General features: G+C 57.8%; 17 protein-coding genes and 2 pseudogenes. 14 read left to right on the top strand and 5 right to left on the bottom strand.

Annotation, left to right across the window (positions count from 1 at the left end; genetic code table 11):
* Nucleotides 1–305 precede the first annotated feature (305 nt).
* Both IB263_RS30865 and IB263_RS34810 read left to right on the top strand, forming a co-directional pair.
* Entirely contained in the window at nt 306–560 is a 255-nt protein-coding gene (locus IB263_RS30865; RefSeq protein ID WP_029742769.1) for a hypothetical protein, read from the top strand.
* 129 nt (nt 561–689) lie between these two features.
* On the top strand, nt 690–1,028 hold the full coding sequence (locus IB263_RS34810; RefSeq protein WP_371814284.1) for a DUF6766 family protein: 339 nt from the start codon (nt 690–692) through the stop codon (nt 1,026–1,028).
* 189 nt (nt 1,029–1,217) lie between these two features.
* Here the strand turns inward: IB263_RS34810 and IB263_RS30860 are convergent.
* A pseudogene (locus tag IB263_RS30860) lies at nt 1,218–1,406 on the bottom strand (hypothetical protein); the annotation flags it as partial.
* 382 nt (nt 1,407–1,788) lie between these two features.
* Here IB263_RS30860 and IB263_RS30855 point away from each other — a divergent pair.
* The 3 genes from IB263_RS30855 (at nt 1,789) to IB263_RS30845 (ending at nt 3,428) form a co-directional block, all read left to right on the top strand.
* Complete coding sequence (locus tag IB263_RS30855) at nt 1,789–1,983, top strand: hypothetical protein (protein WP_029742771.1); 195 nt, start codon at nt 1,789–1,791, stop codon at nt 1,981–1,983.
* A 392-nt stretch (nt 1,984–2,375) separates the two neighbouring features.
* A complete protein-coding gene (locus tag IB263_RS30850) occupies nt 2,376–2,765 on the top strand; it encodes a hypothetical protein (protein WP_029742772.1) in 390 nt (129 codons plus the stop codon).
* 135 nt (nt 2,766–2,900) lie between these two features.
* Complete coding sequence (locus tag IB263_RS30845; RefSeq protein WP_029742773.1) at nt 2,901–3,428, top strand: DUF4142 domain-containing protein; 528 nt, start codon at nt 2,901–2,903, stop codon at nt 3,426–3,428.
* A 188-nt stretch (nt 3,429–3,616) separates the two neighbouring features.
* Here IB263_RS30845 and IB263_RS30840 read toward each other — a convergent pair whose 3' ends face one another.
* A complete protein-coding gene (locus IB263_RS30840) occupies nt 3,617–4,234 on the bottom strand; it encodes a flavodoxin family protein (protein ID WP_112975839.1) in 618 nt (205 codons plus the stop codon).
* Between the two features lie 75 nt (nt 4,235–4,309).
* The gene (locus IB263_RS30835; protein ID WP_112975838.1) at nt 4,310–4,906 is read right to left on the bottom strand and encodes a cysteine hydrolase family protein; all 597 of its coding nucleotides are present in this window, start codon (nt 4,904–4,906) and stop codon (nt 4,310–4,312) included.
* A gap of 404 nt (nt 4,907–5,310) precedes the next feature.
* On the opposite strand from IB263_RS30835, the gene IB263_RS30830 reads away from it, so the two are divergent.
* The 4 genes and pseudogenes from IB263_RS30830 (at nt 5,311) to IB263_RS30810 (ending at nt 7,232) form a co-directional block, all read left to right on the top strand.
* The gene (locus IB263_RS30830; RefSeq protein ID WP_162728758.1) at nt 5,311–5,604 is read left to right on the top strand and encodes a hypothetical protein; all 294 of its coding nucleotides are present in this window, start codon (nt 5,311–5,313) and stop codon (nt 5,602–5,604) included.
* 186 nt (nt 5,605–5,790) lie between these two features.
* Nucleotides 5,791–6,105, top strand: a complete 315-nt coding sequence (locus tag IB263_RS30825; protein WP_029742638.1) for a hypothetical protein — start codon at nt 5,791–5,793, stop codon at nt 6,103–6,105.
* Between the two features lie 263 nt (nt 6,106–6,368).
* Nucleotides 6,369–6,661: pseudogene (locus IB263_RS30815) on the top strand (DUF892 family protein); the annotation flags it as partial.
* Nucleotides 6,662–6,929: 268 nt separating this feature from the next.
* Nucleotides 6,930–7,232, top strand: a complete 303-nt coding sequence (locus IB263_RS30810) for a hypothetical protein (RefSeq protein WP_029742639.1) — start codon at nt 6,930–6,932, stop codon at nt 7,230–7,232.
* A gap of 176 nt (nt 7,233–7,408) precedes the next feature.
* On the opposite strand, the gene IB263_RS30805 is transcribed toward IB263_RS30810, so the two are convergent.
* On the bottom strand, nt 7,409–8,515 hold the full coding sequence (locus IB263_RS30805; RefSeq protein WP_029742640.1) for an AI-2E family transporter: 1,107 nt from the start codon (nt 8,513–8,515) through the stop codon (nt 7,409–7,411).
* Between the two features lie 921 nt (nt 8,516–9,436).
* Here IB263_RS30805 and IB263_RS30800 point away from each other — a divergent pair.
* Nucleotides 9,437–10,171, top strand: coding sequence for an NYN domain-containing protein (locus IB263_RS30800; protein WP_029742642.1), 735 nt, complete (start codon nt 9,437–9,439; stop codon nt 10,169–10,171).
* 235 nt (nt 10,172–10,406) lie between these two features.
* Here IB263_RS30800 and IB263_RS30795 read toward each other — a convergent pair whose 3' ends face one another.
* On the bottom strand, nt 10,407–10,667 hold the full coding sequence (locus IB263_RS30795) for a hypothetical protein (RefSeq protein WP_029742643.1): 261 nt from the start codon (nt 10,665–10,667) through the stop codon (nt 10,407–10,409).
* Nucleotides 10,668–11,548: 881 nt separating this feature from the next.
* On the opposite strand from IB263_RS30795, the gene IB263_RS30790 reads away from it, so the two are divergent.
* The 4 genes from IB263_RS30790 (at nt 11,549) to IB263_RS30780 (ending at nt 16,282) form a co-directional block, all read left to right on the top strand.
* Nucleotides 11,549–11,890, top strand: coding sequence for a hypothetical protein (locus IB263_RS30790; protein ID WP_029742644.1), 342 nt, complete (start codon nt 11,549–11,551; stop codon nt 11,888–11,890).
* A 50-nt stretch (nt 11,891–11,940) separates the two neighbouring features.
* Nucleotides 11,941–12,063 carry a hypothetical protein gene (locus tag IB263_RS34530; RefSeq protein WP_029742645.1) on the top strand — a complete coding sequence of 41 codons (123 nt, stop codon included), beginning with the start codon at nt 11,941–11,943 and terminating at the stop codon, nt 12,061–12,063.
* A 164-nt stretch (nt 12,064–12,227) separates the two neighbouring features.
* Nucleotides 12,228–14,006, top strand: a complete 1,779-nt coding sequence (locus tag IB263_RS30785) for an SLC13 family permease (RefSeq protein WP_029742646.1) — start codon at nt 12,228–12,230, stop codon at nt 14,004–14,006.
* A gap of 1,292 nt (nt 14,007–15,298) precedes the next feature.
* Entirely contained in the window at nt 15,299–16,282 is a 984-nt protein-coding gene (locus IB263_RS30780) for a helix-turn-helix domain-containing protein (RefSeq protein ID WP_162728757.1), read from the top strand.
* Nucleotides 16,283–16,423 lie beyond the last annotated feature (141 nt).

The raw sequence follows: 16,423 nt of genomic DNA, 5'->3' as shown, positions 1-16,423 counted from the left end.
AAATGTACTTTCATTCGGATGATCTCAACTGCGCTCTCGGCCCTAAAGACGTAGAAATGCTGCATCGAGTATTTGAGAGGACCTGCTTCTTAGCGGGATTTCCCAAACTTTCCAAGCGAGGCAATCAACTGGCAAGATTCCTGATTGACGAGTTCCGTGTCGGCCATACCGACGAGGCTTGCCTCCTGGAGTGCGCTCTCTGGTTCACAAAGCGGGATACGCGACAATCGGAGTTCTCGTCTCGTCGTGGGCTGGGTGAAATATCCCGTGTTCGTGGCCCGGCACATGAGTAATCTGGAGGCTACATGGGTTTAGTTCACCTCGGACGGGCGCGCTTGGCAATGGCTCTGCCCGCTCATCGCGAACGATTGCGTTCAGTCAAAGATCATGGTTTGTACGACCTCTTCGAAAAATATGCGTTGGCGGCAAATAGACTCGATGCTCTTCAGCGCGAGACGCCCCGACGGGAGGAGCGAATCCATGATTTTCAGCAGCTTTGCCTGGATTTACAGGCTGAGGTCGTCGTCGTGCTTGACCGGCTGCACGAGGAGAGCTGGTAGTCAGACGCAAATTGCATTCACAAACGTGATACGTCTGATCGCCTCAGCGAAGCTCACACCGAATGCCATCACCGCTTGAGGGATGATGTTACGGTCGGAATCAATTCCTCTCGCGCCACCTGAAAGGCGATAGCCCAACACGAAGCAGTCAGGCGGAGAACGCGGAAGTCTCGAGCCACGGGGATCCTCTGTTTCAGTGACCGATCACCTCGCCAGCTCTCAGTTCCGATTCGCGTCCTTCAGAACTGGCAAAGTGCATTTCTATCGACCGCCGTTCTCGTTACTCTCTCGATCTTCCCTAGGGTCCGTGGTTCCTCTTTCTGCCCCCCGCAATGGGGCATAAGGACACCTTGGAGATGGCTACCAGGGCGTATTCGACAGCGGCAAGCCCGCGCACCTCAACTGGCCCGCGACCGGAGGGCAGGCCCCTATAGCGTGGCCGGAGAGGACATCGACGCTGCTCGCTGAGAGGCGCGGGAGCGGGTTCTGATTTCCCAACTCAACCAACGCGTTAGGAACATTCTCGTGGTTGTTGCGGCAGTTGACGCATGTTCTTGAGCTTCGTTGATTGAGCGCCGGGATATTCGTCTTGGAAAATCTCGCGGGTGCGACGGTCGTTCCCACGACCGCTCCAACCGCGCCCACTCGCCGAGCGAACTATTCTTTCGACCGGTCCGGTGCGGCCTGATCGAACCCCACGTCCCAGTCTTTCGGAGGTTCCCTATCTCCTGGCGGACTGCGGTGACCCGACATATCCTCAGACCCGGTGATCACGGTCGGCTTGGCGCTCGATACTCCCGTGCTCTTGCGGTTGCCTTGGGGCTCCGCAAACTGGCCCTTCGCGTCGGCCCTGGTCTTGGTCGCGTCAGAAGGGCGATTTCTCGCGGGTTCCCGATTGTTTTCGCCGGCCGCATCCCGATCCTTTTCGGGATCATTCGGCCTCGTTTTCTCCGGCCCTTCCCATCGCGGTGACTGGTCAGCGCTGCCCGGCGCGCCATCGTTCGGTTTGGTAATCGACATTTCTGCCTCCTTTTCGAAAGGCCGAACAGGCGATGCGCGTTGAAGTTCCCATCGGGATGCATCCGCACAGGCAGGCGCGCTGCACGTATGCGGGTTCGACACCCAACGTCGCGGGGCGATTTTTTGCTCGGCGGGGAACCATATCGATCCCCCACGCTTCTGTTGGTCCCCGCCGACTCTAGGGCGGGACCAACCGAGGAGAACGACAATGGCAAATCAACGCAGCCAGGGCGGCAGCAGCGAACAGCATCGCAAGGCTGGCGAACAAAGCCATAAGAACGACGACAAGCAGCGACAATCCGGCGGTCGCGAAACCGGGGCTGGCAAGAGTGCCGGTTCGGGCGGGGCTAAGAGTGGCGCTGGCACCACGGGCGGCGGTCGCGGCACCGACCGCAAGAGCTGAGGTTCCATGGAAAGGCGGCCAAGGACGTGCACGACTCGATGACGTCGACCGAACCCAGAGGTTTCGGGAAGTCGGCAGGTCACAGTGCCTCGAGCCCTTCCCGGGATCAGATGACGCGGAAGTCCGTCTGGAGACTGAGGACGAAATGCGGACTGTCTGCCCGGTTCCAGGCGAGGTCGCGAGTGCCGATTTGTCCACTCGCTAACCGGACGGGCTGGCTCATCCTGGTTTAGCATACCGGACGGGCTGGCTCATCCTAGTTTAGCATGATGACCGTCCGCCATCCCGGCGGGCGGTCCTTTTTGCATGAAAGCGTTGACAATCTTCGGAACCACCGGTCGCCGAACCGTGTTTTGCGTTGGCGTGTACCAACGAGACAGGAGACAGGAACCATGAACATCATCGCACAACAGGTGCTCACAGATCCCGGAGGCGTGATGACCGTCGAATGGGTTGCAGAAGGCGGAGATGTGATTTCCGTTCGCCTACAAAGCACTGGCGGAGACCTTGGCGTCGATGCGGCCGTGACCAAGGCCAAAGCTATGATGGTGCAAGTAGCCGCGTTCGAAGAGGGGGATGACCGCGAAATCGTCGGTGGCGATGAAACGGGATCGCCGGCGGTGGAGTCTTTGAGAAGCGCGCGCAGCGCAAAGGATACCGGCACTCTGGAAGAACAGCTCGACGAAGGTCTCGAGAGTTCGTTTCCCGCAAGCGACCCGGTTGCCGCGACCACCAGCTCTATTCCGACCGGACGCTCCGATCCCACGAAGAACGAAAGCTAGACACTCGGCCCGCGCGCACGTCTTCTTTGCTCGATCGCCAGCGCGTTGCCAGCGGGCGCTCGGCTGCACCCCGGATCCCGCATACGGCTTAACTCTTTCCACTTGGCAGTTGGACCTGCCGACAGGAGACCTATCATGAAACAGCTCGTTCTTGCTTCACTCGTGCTCACTCTGGCCGGTTCGGCCCTCGCCCAGTCCGCAATGGAAAAGTCCGGCATAAACTCGCTGATCGGCGCTGCACCTAAAACACAGGATTTCGTCCAGGAAGCGGCGACAAGCGATCTGTTCGAAGTTCAGTCCAGCAGGCTTGCTTTGGAAAAGGGCGATGCCGCAACGAAGGCCTTCGCTCAGAAAATGGTCCAAGACCACGAAAAGACGACTGCTGACCTCAGTGGCCTCGTCTCCAGTGGCAAGGTCAAGGCGACCCTGCCGAAGACCATGACGACCGCTCAAAAGGACATGCTCGCCAAGCTGAACGATCTCAAGGGCGAAGACTTTGGGAAACAGTACCGTTCCGATCAGCAGGAAGCGCATGAAGATGCGGTGGACCTGTTCAAGCGCTACAGCGAAGGCGGAGAAAACGCTGAGTTGAAGGCTTGGGCTGCAAAAACGCTTCCGGCCCTGGAGCACCATCTAGAAATGGCGGAGAACCTTATCAAATAGCGCAATGGCGGTTCGAGGGCACGGCCGCGACTATCCGAGATGAAGCTCGATGTGACGAGGATCGCGGTGCGAGCGTCCGGGTCTAACTGGCGGGGCGCAAAATTGCGCTTTGATCGATTGAGCCGCAGCATCATCCAGGTTTTAAACCCGGTACCGATGGGGCTTACTTTGGCGCTTGTTGGAGGGCCTTAGTTCTCGTCACCCGGATATGCAGAGTTCTTCAGCAGGGTGGCAACATGGGATGCATTGCGGGCAAGCATTGCAATCATCGTTTTTACCGGCTCAGGGGTCTTTCTCAGATCGACGAAGTTGGTAGAGCCCATCGCTTCGCCAACCCAGTAAGCGACCGCATTTGCCGGAATGGTGAAGCCGACGTCGTTGAGTGCCTGAAAAACTTCAGCGGAAACGTGATGGGCGCCGTCTTCGTTGCCGACGACAGCAACGACGGCAATCTTGCCGTAAGAAACAATGCGCCCTTTTTCGTCGGTTTCATCAAGGAATGCGTCCATCCTCTCCAGGGCACGCTTGCAGACACTCGATGGCTGCCCGAGCCAGATGGGCGTGCCGATGAGCAGGATGTTGGCATCGAGGATCTTCTTGCGTATATCGGGCCAATCATCCCCCTCACCTTCATCGGAAGTCACGCCTGGTTTTACGTTGTGATCGGCCAGGCGGACCGTCTCAGTGTCGACGCGATGCTTCTCGAATTCCGCCGCAATAAGACTTAGGATTTTATCGGTGGACGACGCCTCGGTGGCTGCGGAGGATTTTAAGGTGCAGTTTAAGGCAAGCGCTTTCAGGGGCATCGACGGATCCTTCTCACTCGGGACGGGTAACCGGGTTGTTCAAACGACCAGATGTCGTTGACGCTCCGGACTGCGTTACGCTTCACGGCGAGGCGTCGCCGCTAAGAATTCTTCGGTCTTCACGAGTTCGAGCTGGACTGAATACCGATCGCTGAGCAGATCCATGGCGGCATCGTGCGTTTCGTCGGCGCCGCTATAAACCGCATCGCAAAGCACGGTGACGCCAAACCCGAGATCGATCGCGCCGAGGATGGTCGCCAGGACGCAGATATCCGTCTCGCCGCCGGTAACGACGAGGGTTTCCACGCCTTCTTGTCGAAGGTGCGAAAACAACCGGCCATCAACCCAGGGCGAATAGGTCGTTTTGTCGAAGACGCGGGCTGGCGGCACAAGGTTTTGAAACGAGGGCGGCAGCTCGAGCATTTCTTTAGGCAGGTGCTCGCCGGTCATCATCCACCATTTTTGATAGTAATCCCTCCAACTTCCCGCCGCGTCGCGTGGATTCTGGGGTGGCATAAATCGGGTGAAGATTGTGTTGCTCGCATGGCGTTCCGATATTTCGAAAAGTTGCGGTAGTACGTTTTTCATCCACGGCACGTGCCAGGGCGTCTGCTCCAAAAACATGCGTTGGGCATCGACGCAGATATGCCGCCACTTGCCGACTGCTTTCATGCCCCGGTGCCTCCTTCAAGATCAACCGAACCCGCGAACGGCGTGACTGGTTCCCGGATGCCCGGAGTTTTCTGCCACAGGCCAATCACCACAGGCACACAGAACCTTCTTGCAGGCTCCGCGTTCTCTCCTGAGACACGAGAGCATCAATAGCCTCACAAGCAGACACACCGATTTCGACCCGATTCTCACCTCACGAACGGGCATGACCAGTCCTGGGCTCAACAAACGAGAATTCACGCGACGATATCTCACACAATGAGAGGCCCCCAGCGTTTGAACACCTGAAGGCCCAGCTTAGTGACATCGCCAACGCCGCATGGGATGCCTATATGAGTCCAGAATGAGCCCCTACACCCGCAGTGCGGGACCCGGCTATAGAGATCCAGCCTACGAACTCTGTGTTGACTGGATTGCCGCGAAAAGCGATCGATGAGGCGAAAGTACGTCATGACGACAATACGTCGGCCATCTGGAATTCTGTTGGTCAACGCATCCGCGCGAAGCGAGCACACCTGTCCGGGGGAGAATCCAAGTTCTATCGCATGCTGGAGTTGGCTAAGGCGTCGATTGAAGAAAGAGGCGATGTTGACGTCGAATTCCTGTCGCTCGACCGGATAGCCTCTGAGTACGGTCGAAGCATTCACCCCCGCACGGCTTGCTTCTCCACCTCGCCAGCACTTTGTCATTGGCCCTGAGATGGACGGCTGGGCTTACCCGCGGCATCTCAAGGGCCGGATTTTCTCCGTCGTCGTGAGCGACACCGAAGGTGCGAAGAACACGCGGCGGGGCCGCGATCCACGTGGGCAGACAAGGGCGCGCCTAAGCGGAACCTTGCCTGTTATCGAGAGTTTGAACGCGAGGTAGCGAGAAGGAGCGAAACCATGCCTCGAGGTGACAAGTCCGCATACACCGACAAGCAAAAGCGCAAGGCCGAGCATATTGAGGAGGGCTATGAAGACCGTGGCGTTCCGAAAAAGGAGGCCGAGCGTCGAGCCTGGGCCACGGTGAATAAGGAAAGCGGCGGCGGCAACAAGTCCGGTTCGGGCCGTGGGCACCCGGAGAGCAACGCCTCGTCTGAAAAGGGTGGAAGAAAAGGCGGACAAGCCGCTGCTTCGAGACCTAAAGCAGAGCGATCGGCCTCCGCAAAAAAGGCGGCTGCAACCCGTAAGCGCAACGCGGAAAGCGTCCATCATTGATCCACGACACAGGCGGCGGGTGCCGGTGTGGGACGTAACGTTCAAGGAGAAAACATGATGGACTGGGATCGCGTAAAGCGATCGGTCCGATCTTTACGCTCCTGGACCTCACGCCACTTGGCCGACAGGAAACCTGGCAGGACGTGCCGTCCGGCCGTACGCAGGGAGATCCATACAAGTGGTGGGGGCTTCACGACCACTACGGAACTGCGAACAAGCCTGACATCGTTAGCCCGTAGCCCCTGCTGAAGGAGGATGTCTAGCGGCTTGACGAAGTGTTCAGGATCATCGGCAAAAAGCCTGAAAAAAGATGTGGCGCAATCATGGGAAGGCGGCTCGATCATGGAAGTGTATCAAGGCTCGCCCGCGCTCGACGCCGGACTGCTTGCAGCCGCACAGGCTGTCGAACACTACGAAGGGCTCGCTGAGGACCTGGGCGCTGCAGCTGGGCATGAAAGACGCCAAGCTGCTTATGACGACGCTTGACGAAGAGCAGGCGACGGAGATCGCCCTGACCGCGACCGCCACCAAGGTCGTCAATCAGACCGCCGAAAGCGGCCTGACGCAAACACCAGCCCGGCTTGATCCTTTTATCGAGCCGGGCAAAGGCTCCGGGCTCAAGCTTGGCGTCGGGACCGGGACTCTGGCAAAGCTTCCCGGCTAAAGCCGGGGGTCCAGTCTGTCGTCTCCAACTCATGATATCAGACTGCGATCACGAAAGTGCTTCCCATATCTTTGCAGCGGGATCACAGTGATGGCAGGCAAACTCTTAAGCAGCCCTCAAGTTCGGTCTGCGGATATGCCTCCAACCAAAGGAGGACAAGATGTCTTCCAACGTAGCCTCCCATGTCCCCGTTCCCCTCGATATGCTCAAACGGGTGCTCGACACCGTCGGGATATTCGATGTCGGGAGTGCGTGGCACCGCGCGAAAAGACGAGCCGCAGCTCGATTGCTGATCTCGGCTTTTCAACGCGGCACTTGCTCCGAAGCAGCTCTCGTCACCATTCTGATGAGCCAGATCGAAATGCTCTCGCCACCTTTCCCGTGTGAAGATGTCGACCGCTGGGAAAACGAAGGTGGCGGCGTACAGCCTGATCTCGCTGCAGCGCCGGAGACAGTCCATTGATCGGATGGGGCACCAATTGCCGTTTTCTTCTGCATTGCTCACTTTGGTGCCGGTAGCCGCTATCTCCTCGACAGGCAAAGCATGAGGTCACTGCCAGGCCATTGCTATCGCCGGGCCGCCGGTGAGAAGCGCCCAGCCAGACAGGAACTTCAGCAAGGCCAGATTTACAACGTTGCTCAGTTATTCGAGTTGGTTTCCAAATCCACGGGCAAGCCGGAGGCTGCTTGGACCCGTCCCTCGATCTCGGCTGCCACCCACTCGAGAAACAGATTGTACGCGACCGCCAACAATGTGGGTCCAAGAAAGAGCCCAATCAACCCGAAGGCGAGCACCCCGCCAACCAGTCCAAACAAACTGAGCAACACCGGCAGATTGGTGTTTTGGTTGAGCAGGTACGGCCGCAGGAAATTGTCGATGCTGCTGACAAGAAGAAAACCCCACAAGCCGACGAAAATCGCCCAGCCCATGGAACCTTGGAGCAGAAGCCAAAGCCCCACCGGCACCCAAAGAAACGGTGGACCACCCGGCACGAATGACAGCGCAAAAGTTAGGCAACCCAACAATACGGGCTGGGGCACACCGGCGATCCAGAAGCCGGTACCGGCAAGCAAGCCCTGCGCAAGCGCGGTTCCGATCATCCCGTAGACGACCCCCTTTACGGTCGCACCGATGACCGTCAGCAGCCTCTTGGACCGCGGGCCAGCAACGCGCTCGCTGATCTGGCGCATGAAGCCGATCATGCGACGACCATGCAGAAACAGAAAGAAGGTGATGAATATGCTGAGGGCAAGTTCAATCAGGACGCCGCCGAGGGCCGCTCCGCCTGAAAGCGCGATATCCGTGATTGGGCCTGTTAATTTCTTGAGCTCAGCTATGAACGCTGGAGCATCGTGAGCGAGGTTCTCCCAGTAGGCCGCGACGCCTTCGCCGATGATGGGTAGACCGTTGACCCAGTTGGGTGGCGCCGAAGGCCCTTCCTCCAGGACCTGCGTAATCGCTTCTGCCAGGTTCTCTATGTCGTCCACGAGCGCGGTCACAAGGAATGCAAGCGGTGCTGCCAAAGCAAAGACCACCACCATCGTCATTATCGCCGCGGCAGCGGCACGGTATCCTCCGACGGCACGTTCGCATTGGCGGTAGAGAGGCCACGTCGAAAAACAGATAACCGCAGCCCATAGCAAGGCCGACAGGAAGGGCCAAAGGACCAGCGCGCAGCCGACAAATAGAAGTGTAAGCGCACCGAGAGCGAGTAAAGAGCCTATCCAGCTGCGAAGATCTAACATTACCGATCCGCCTCCTCTGGACCGATCGCGTTTTGCCAGAAAGCGGGGCGACGCCTCGCATGGCAAGTCGCATTGGACGGACACTGCGGAAACGCTGAAACCTGGCAGCGGTCAGAGGTTCAGAACGAGTAGCTCCGACGAGCGTTGCTGAAACACTCTCGGAGCTAGGGATGCGCGTGACCGCAATAGGAGGAATTCACTGACCCATAAGGCTGCGATCCGGTCACGATGGGCCTCAAAGGGATCGCTTCGAGAAATTCGATCAGTCCAGGATAGGGGAGTGCCCGCCCGTGACGAACGGCTCAATACCAGCGACCGCGACCGTACCAGCCGCCCCCCAGCAAGAGAACAACGAGAACGATGATGAGTAGTGTGGTGATATCCATCGGGGCCTCTTGGGAGTACCTGGTTATCGTCGATCAGGATGATTGACGATGCTATTTCCTGCCGTACTCCAACGTAGGATGTAACGCGCCAAATGCGCGTTCGTTCCGGCCCCAGCGGTGGGCGACGGTAAACCCGCTCGCCATTGTTCAGAGCTGTTATTTGGCGCGACGCCAGACGCCGTTGACCATCGCCCATGACGTCTCCCGTCTTCTCTTAGCGGCTTGCCGCCATAGGCCCTCTGTGGAGCCGCACAATCATCTTCGATGACCTTTCGCGTCTCTAAAGGACCAGCAATCTCCAATTGCCGGACTACGCCTCCATAAATGAGAGCGTGATCGCCCTTGGCGCGGGGAATATAAGTTTCGCCAGCCGGCTATCTCAGGGATCTGATCGGCAAGGCGCGGCGGGAGAATTCTCCCTCGGCCCGATGCTGATGGCGTTGATGCGGGTGAAAAAGAGTGCTGGCTGGAAAGCCGGATAGTGCGATAGCGAAGCGGCTGCTAAGCTTTGATGATTGGACAAGAGGAGCAAAGCATGCCGTCTGAGCCTCGATCACCACGCCTGGCAGTCCTTATCGACGCGGACAATACCTCGGCAAAGATCGCCGACGGGTTGTTCGAAGAGGTGGCAAAGATCGGGGAGGCGAGTGTCCGCCGCATTTACGGCGATTTCTCGGGCACGCGTTCCAAGGCCTGGGCGGATGTGCTCGCGAAACACGCGATCATTCCTCAGCAGCAGTTCGCCTACACGACCGGCAAGAACGCATCAGATATCACGCTTGTGATCGACGCCATGGACCTGCTGCATAGTGGTCGTTTTGATGGTTTCTGCCTCGTTTCGTCCGATAGCGATTTCACGCGTTTGGCCGCCCGTATTCGCGAGCAGGGCATCGACGTTTTTGGCTTTGGCGAACAAAAGACTCCGGAGAGCTTCCGGCAGGCCTGCCGCCGATTCATTTACACTGAGAACCTGCTCGCAGACGCAGGGAAAGACGAACAGGATACCGCATCAGCGGCAAAGTCCTTGCAACCGGCGAGCGCCGCCGTGCCATTGATAAAAAAAGTACTTTCCCAAGAAGAAACCGAAGAAGGGTGGGTAAACCTCGGTACTGTTGGCAAACAACTGCTCAACTTGGCACCAGACTTTGATCCGCGTACCTTCGGGTTTCGAAAGCTTAGCGACCTCATCCGAAAGACCAACAAGTTCGAGGTTCAGCATGCGGAGGGCCGGCCCGTCAGCATTCGCCTGAAGCAAGGCACCAAGGCATAGTAACGATTGCAGGCATAAGCCCCTCCAACCTAAGACTCGCAACAGACAGTCAGCCGGTGACGTCGCCGTGTTCAGAGCTCCGGCAACGCCTGGGAGTGCAACCGGCGGCAGCGGTCCGCAGCGGGCTCTGAGCATGGAGTAGCGATCTCCGAACGTAGTAGGGCTTCGGCCGATGGAAGGCTGGGCAGGCGCCGGGCCGCAGCGCGTTCTATCAACGCACGCTGCGAATGTTTCTTCAGGGGCGGAGGCGACTGCCGGCCAGCTTGGGGGTATTGAGAATACGCAGCGCTCGCGCTGCATTTTTAGGGCTGAGCCCTTCCATCTTCCAGGTGCCTATTTCTGCGGTCTTTCCCGTGAAGAGGTGATAGATCGAATAGGTTCCGTCTCCGTCGAAACGGCGACTATACTGACCGAGCTGTTCAGACCTGTTCGGCGCCCCCCCTTCGGATTCCCATTCGCTGATGACGAACGCGTGTTCTTCGTGTTTGCTTTTCATCTGCAGCCATCCTTGCGGCAGCCGATGTACGGCGACACTGCTCTGCTATCGGGCGTCATGCCCTGTTCATCGGCTGCGGATTGTCTTTCGTTGCTCTCTTGCTCGTGGCCGAGTTCATCATTGCGGATGCGATACCGAGGCGAGATGTACCTGAAGCGGATTTAGCGATGTGATCGTTTCCGCCGCACGGGGTGAAATATTTGCGCGATCTCCATGGCGCACTGACAGACCGGTCGGGATCGATGGTGACACTTTAACGTTGCCAATGCGGTTAGGGTGACGGGAAGATTGCGGCTATTCGCCAGGTGCCACTATCTCGCCGAGGTCTAGCATCCAAAATGGTGGGTCGAAATGGACTGTTCGATGTTTCGTCCGGGCAACACGCTGCCCTCCTTTTCTGCGGCATACGTGAGCGAGATTCAGCCGGGATCGGCCGTTTGGCGCCAATCACTGCGCAAACAGCTCCCATCGCTTCAGCGTACTCGCACGAAGCTCATAACGACGGGGCCGCAGGTGAATATGCGAAATCTAGATCGATAACCCTGGTAAAGCAAAAAGCCAATCTGTCGCCAAAAACAATCAAAAGTCTGTATGCCTTGAATACGGCTTTACTTTGTCTATTAATTGCGAATCTGTTTTATCGAAAAATACGTTCAGACTCTATAAATATACGAGCACTGATAAATCGAGATACGGTGGTTTTAGGCTCAAAATTATGCACGATAATTATTTGAAACGTACTTTTGAATGAACATTTCAATTGGTTGTTTACATTAAATATTTTAAAGCGCACTGTAGTAAATCTGGATTGCCATTGGCTCCTGGTCGGAGCGCGGGCCCGCAACGATCCCGATAATCACCTGATTAAAGGGAATTAATCCATGACCTTCGGACAAATCCTTGAACATGCAAAACCCTACGCCATTGGTTTGGTGGTCGGGCTTTTCTTCAGCCCAATCATCGGCTTCAATGCGGGATGGCTCACCACTACGACTGCCAGCAATCTGGCGGCAGAAACGGCCAGAGTGGACGCCTTTGCCGGCATCTGTTCAGACACCGCTGGACGAATGGCTACTGCCACCAGCACGGATCTCGCAACGCTTCAGGGCTACGCCAATCGTGCGAAGCGTGACGAACTCGTAGCGAGCATTATGGCCAACATCCAAGTTCCAGCTGACGTCGTCAGCAAGGTCAGCACGAGTTGCAGTCGCGCACTATCGTGAAGCGCGGTACGCGGCTCGTTGGGCATCTCGACGAAACATAGGAGATCGTTATGAAAAACCTCATCCCCGCCCGCTTCTCTACGTACGACTTCACGCGCTTGTTGGTATCGCTTGCGTTTACGCTGGCGATTGCAGTGATTGTGTATTCGGTCCTCTTCGGAAGCATCCTGTAGTCGCCTGATCATGCGTGCATCCGGGCTACGAGGCGGGAAAACGTCCTGGATGGACGTTCGGGGTGCCGCGCCTTTGAAAAAAGCTGGTAAGCAATCCAGACATTAGATCTTTCAGGCGAGTAAAATGGAACCGGCGTTGGGAAGAGTTGGTCGGGACTTTATCCATGACACAGGCTCAGGCTTTCGCCTTCGCCATTCTGATCGGCCTGATGGCCGCATTCATTTGGGGACGGCTCCGCTATGACCTGATTGCCGTTCTCGCGTTGCTTGCCGCAGTTTTCACCGGGCTAGTGCCCCACAAGGCAGCGTTTTCCGGCTTCGGCGACGACATTGTCATCATTGTAGCCAGCGCGCTGGTCGTCAGCGCCGCGATTGAGCGAAGTGGCGTCATAGAGGCACTCCTCCATCGGGCGGCGCCAAGCGTGACCTCTGTCCAGGGTCAGGTTGTCATTCTCGTGACGACTGTCTCGGTTCTCTCCATCTTCATCAAGAACATCGGCGCTTTGGCGATGATGATCCCAGTCGCATTCCAGATGGCGCGCCGCTCGAAAGCCTCCCCGTCGTCTTTTCTGATGCCTATGGCGTTCGGTTCCTTGCTTGGCGGTCTCACGACTCTCGTCGGAACATCGCCAAATATCGTCGTCTCCCGGATGCGCGAGGAACTGACGGGGCGCCCTTTCAACATGTTCGATTTCACCCCCGTCGGCGTAGGGCTTGCCGCAGCGGGCGTGATCTTTCTGGCGTTTGGTTACCGGCTGCTTCCAAAGGAGCGCAAGGCGGCCGCGACAATGGAGAAGGCGCTGAACATTAACGACTACATGACAGAGGCCCGCATCACTGCGACTTCGTCCGTCATCGGCAAGTCAATCCGTCACCTGTCGATCTTGTTGGACGAGGAGGTTCTGGTCACTGGCCTCATTCGCAATCGGGTCGAACCGCTGATGCCCCTGCCGGAGGTCATTCTCCATCAAGGCGATATCGTTTTGTTGGAAGGAGACCCTCAGGCGCTCGAACGGGGCATCAGTCGTGCGCGTTTGGAACTTGAGGGGCACGACCGCCCGACGGAAGCGAAGGGAGCCGATGAGGAGATTGCCGGAATTGAAGCAGTGATCGGCCCGAAATCAGTCTTGATCGGGCAAACCGCCAAGCGTTTGGCACTGCATGATCGCTTCAATATCAATCTACTCGCGGTAAGCCGAAGCAGCGAACGATTCACTGATCGATTGCGCGACATCGCTTTAAGACCAGGCGACGTTCTCGTTTTGAAGGGCGATCTCGTGCTTCTCCCGACCAGGTTGATGGAACTCGGTCTTCTTCCGTTGGTCGGGCGCGAAATCCGCTTGGGGAACCCCCGAAAAGGCCTGATGCCGGTGGTGGTCCTGGCTGGCGCCATGGTGCTAACGGCATTCGGCCTGCTGCCCGTCGCCACGGCCTTCGTTACGGCTGCTGTGCTGACGGTAATGCTCGGTTCACTTTCGCTTCGGGAAGCTTACGAGGCTGTCGATTGGCCCATACTGATAATGCTGGGCGCTCTCATTCCGGTCAGCGAGTCGATCCGTGCGACCGGTGGTGCCGACCTAATCGCCGGCGGCCTCGCTCAACTTGCTACCACGTTGCCTCCCTATGGGGCCCTTGCAATGATCATGGTGGTCGCAATGGCCGCAACACCGTTCCTGAACAATGCAGCCACCGTTCTCGTCGTCGCGCCGATCGCTGTTACGCTTGCTCAGCGCCTTGGCTACAATCCGGACGCCTTTTTGATGGCAGTCGCAGTGGGGGCGGCTTGTGATTTTCTTACGCCTGTTGGACACCAGTGCAACACCTTGGTGTTGGGACCCGGCGGTTATCGTTTCAGCGATTATTGGAAGTTGGGGCTGCCGCTCTCGTTCATTGTGGTCGTGCTGGGCGTGCCTCTGATCCTATGGTTTTGGCCACCGCTTTAGCGCAAGCGTCGTTTCAATTCCACTTTCAGGTTCACCGTGGTGGCACCCAAGGTCTGCCGGTGGCACGGGAGGCCAGCACGTCAGACGCGGAATTCTAGTCCGCTTTTCAATGAGGTTCTTTGAGGTTTAGCCGAATGAACCGCGCTCATACTCCCGCGCTCGAGGGGCGGTGGCTGTTCGAAAATCGCGTAGACGGCCTGCTAGTATTCCCGGCCGCGTCTATCGCGAGTTGGGGGCCAGCAATCGCCGATCCAGACAGGAAAACGCCGAGCGGCGCCGACGGAGCGAGCTACTACCATCTGCCAGGAGACGTCAGCCAGATCAGCGCCAGGAGACCCAGGGCTGCGGAGATGACGGAAGCGCCGAGGATGCCAAGCTTGACGGAGTCAGAAGCTCGGCGATGAACAGAGCAGCGATGATGGACATGCCCAGGTTCCCTTCGAAGGAATCGCCTTCCGGCAGAGAAAGGCGTAATATGGCGTTCTATAAAGGGAAGAACGGCGTGGACGCGACAAGCTCGCTGGCCCACCTTCAGGACATCGCACAATCGGCCGGCGGACTCTCTTGGCGAGGCTGTAGATCTTAACGAAAGCGGCGAGGTCGCGACGCTTGTGGTAGCGTGGCGGTGCAACTGATCGTTTCAGAGACGGCCTTCGGAGGCGTTGGAAGCAGCCGCGGCGCACTTCGCGGAGGCCCTTCTTTCGGCATCAGGCAATCCCTGTTTGTGCGGCGATTACGAGAGATCGCACAATGTATCGACTGGAATTCCGCCTTGCGACGAAACGAACGGCCGCGCCTCCCCAAGGCCATAGGGCGATCGGTTCTTCGTGGGGACCCGCAGGCTCCAGACCTGGCGATGATCATTGATATCGCATCCCGGGAGCGCGACTCGACGCTCTCGCCTCCGCATCTCAGTTGCGGTTACGAGCTTGATCACATCAAAACAGACTGTTCTTCACGGATGATCACAGTTTGCTACCATCCCAACGTGCGTTGAAAGCACATGTGCTGGTGCGGACGCGTCAGTGGCTCCCGACCCCTTGGTCACGCGAACGCCGACCCAACCCTCTCTGAGTTCAAGCCGCGATGCCACCGCCTGCGGTTGCTTTGCCGGAAGTTTTCAATAACTTGCGATTTCATTAGAAATCAGTCGGAACGTGCAGATCCTTGCACGCAAGCCCGCGCCGCAATGAATGAAGTCTATGAACCCGTCATTTGAAACGACTGCAAGCTCTGAGGTCGCCCATACCGAGCACTTGGGATTGCCACGGTCTCGATTCGACACCACCACCATGCGGCAGAAAGACGCCCATCTGATGTGGCGTGAGTCGATCGGCGTACTGTTCGATACGCGGCTTCGGGCGCCGACCGAAGACCCATTTTTTGCCAGTGTCGATGCGGCCCTGATCGGAGGCGTCGGCGTTGCACGCACCCGATCAACAAGCCAGGATTTCGATCGATCCCGTTACAAAATCGCCCGGGACGGCATGGATGGGTATCTCGTACAGTTCTATCTCAGTGGTGAGAGTGGAAGCCGTCGAACCTCCGGCAGTGTCGCCCGCCCTGGCGACCTCTATGTGATCGATATGGCTCAGCCCCTCGCCACATCCACGATCGATCACGAGCATCTCAGCCTCGTCATCCCTCGCCAGATGCTAGCTCCCCGTCTGAAGCGCCCGAACGACAGTCATGAATTGGTCCTGCCGGCGAAAATGCCGCTCGTTTCGTTGTTAAGGGACACGCTCGGCAGCCTTCACAAGCAGCTGGATCATATCTCCGTCGGCGACGCGGAAGCGGTCCTGTCTCCGCTGCTTGATCTTGCCGGCGCTGCGATAAACAGCCAGACGAGCGAAGGCAATGCAGCAAGCGTCGGCCATGCGCTGTCGATCGCGGTCAGGCGCTACATAACTGACCAGTTGCTCGAACCCGATCTGACCGTAGAGCGTGTCATGGCCGCATTCGGGCTGTCGCGCCGAACGGTCTACCGCCTTCTGGAACAGGTTGGGGGATTTTCGGTTTTCCTGGCGCAGCAGCGCCTGCGGCGCGCCTTCGTAAACCTTCGATCGCCGGATTATAGACATGTCGCGATTGCGGACCTCGCCTTGGCCCATGGTTTTACCAACGCGGCAAATTTCAGCCGCGCATTTCGCCGCGAATTCGGCCTGTCGCCGCGGGAGCTACGCCATCTTTCGGCGCACCATCCGGCCCTGCTGAAATCCTCACCCGGATTGTCGGCGACCGACTGGTCACAATGGATCGGCCTGATCGGGCGATAGGGACCTCTGCGACAAGCGTTGGGTGTGGTGGCGAGACAGCCGATCTGGCAGTAAACGCAGGGTCATTGGCACGGGGTGCGCATTTCCACGTCTGCCCGCCTCCGACAATTGAAGGCGGCACTTTCTCCGAGCTAACACGAA

This window comes from Ensifer sp. ENS03 (genome assembly GCF_014852035.1).
Lineage (GTDB): Bacteria > Pseudomonadota > Alphaproteobacteria > Rhizobiales > Rhizobiaceae > Ensifer > Ensifer adhaerens.
The sequence above is the reverse complement of the archived record's forward strand: the minus strand, read 5'-3'. Positions and strand labels throughout refer to the sequence as shown.

Excerpts from the sequence above, each read along its gene's own strand:
- IB263_RS30865 (WP_029742769.1), top strand. The coding sequence starts at position 306 with ATGGGTTTAGTTCACCTCGGACGGGCGCGCTTGGCAATGGCTCTGCCC.
- IB263_RS30855 (WP_029742771.1), top strand. The coding sequence starts at position 1,789 with ATGGCAAATCAACGCAGCCAGGGCGGCAGCAGCGAACAGCATCGCAAG.
- IB263_RS30850 (WP_029742772.1), top strand. The coding sequence starts at position 2,376 with ATGAACATCATCGCACAACAGGTGCTCACAGATCCCGGAGGCGTGATG.
- IB263_RS30845 (WP_029742773.1), top strand. The coding sequence starts at position 2,901 with ATGAAACAGCTCGTTCTTGCTTCACTCGTGCTCACTCTGGCCGGTTCG.
- IB263_RS30840 (WP_112975839.1), bottom strand. The coding sequence starts at position 4,234 with ATGCCCCTGAAAGCGCTTGCCTTAAACTGCACCTTAAAATCCTCCGCA.
- IB263_RS30835 (WP_112975838.1), bottom strand. The coding sequence starts at position 4,906 with ATGAAAGCAGTCGGCAAGTGGCGGCATATCTGCGTCGATGCCCAACGC.
- IB263_RS30825 (WP_029742638.1), top strand. The coding sequence starts at position 5,791 with ATGCCTCGAGGTGACAAGTCCGCATACACCGACAAGCAAAAGCGCAAG.
- IB263_RS30810 (WP_029742639.1), top strand. The coding sequence starts at position 6,930 with ATGTCTTCCAACGTAGCCTCCCATGTCCCCGTTCCCCTCGATATGCTC.
- IB263_RS30805 (WP_029742640.1), bottom strand. The coding sequence starts at position 8,515 with ATGTTAGATCTTCGCAGCTGGATAGGCTCTTTACTCGCTCTCGGTGCG.
- IB263_RS30800 (WP_029742642.1), top strand. The coding sequence starts at position 9,437 with ATGCCGTCTGAGCCTCGATCACCACGCCTGGCAGTCCTTATCGACGCG.
- IB263_RS30795 (WP_029742643.1), bottom strand. The coding sequence starts at position 10,667 with ATGAAAAGCAAACACGAAGAACACGCGTTCGTCATCAGCGAATGGGAA.
- IB263_RS30790 (WP_029742644.1), top strand. The coding sequence starts at position 11,549 with ATGACCTTCGGACAAATCCTTGAACATGCAAAACCCTACGCCATTGGT.
- IB263_RS34530 (WP_029742645.1), top strand. The coding sequence starts at position 11,941 with ATGAAAAACCTCATCCCCGCCCGCTTCTCTACGTACGACTTCACGCGC.
- IB263_RS30785 (WP_029742646.1), top strand. The coding sequence starts at position 12,228 with ATGACACAGGCTCAGGCTTTCGCCTTCGCCATTCTGATCGGCCTGATG.
- IB263_RS30780 (WP_162728757.1), top strand. The coding sequence starts at position 15,299 with ATGCGGCAGAAAGACGCCCATCTGATGTGGCGTGAGTCGATCGGCGTA.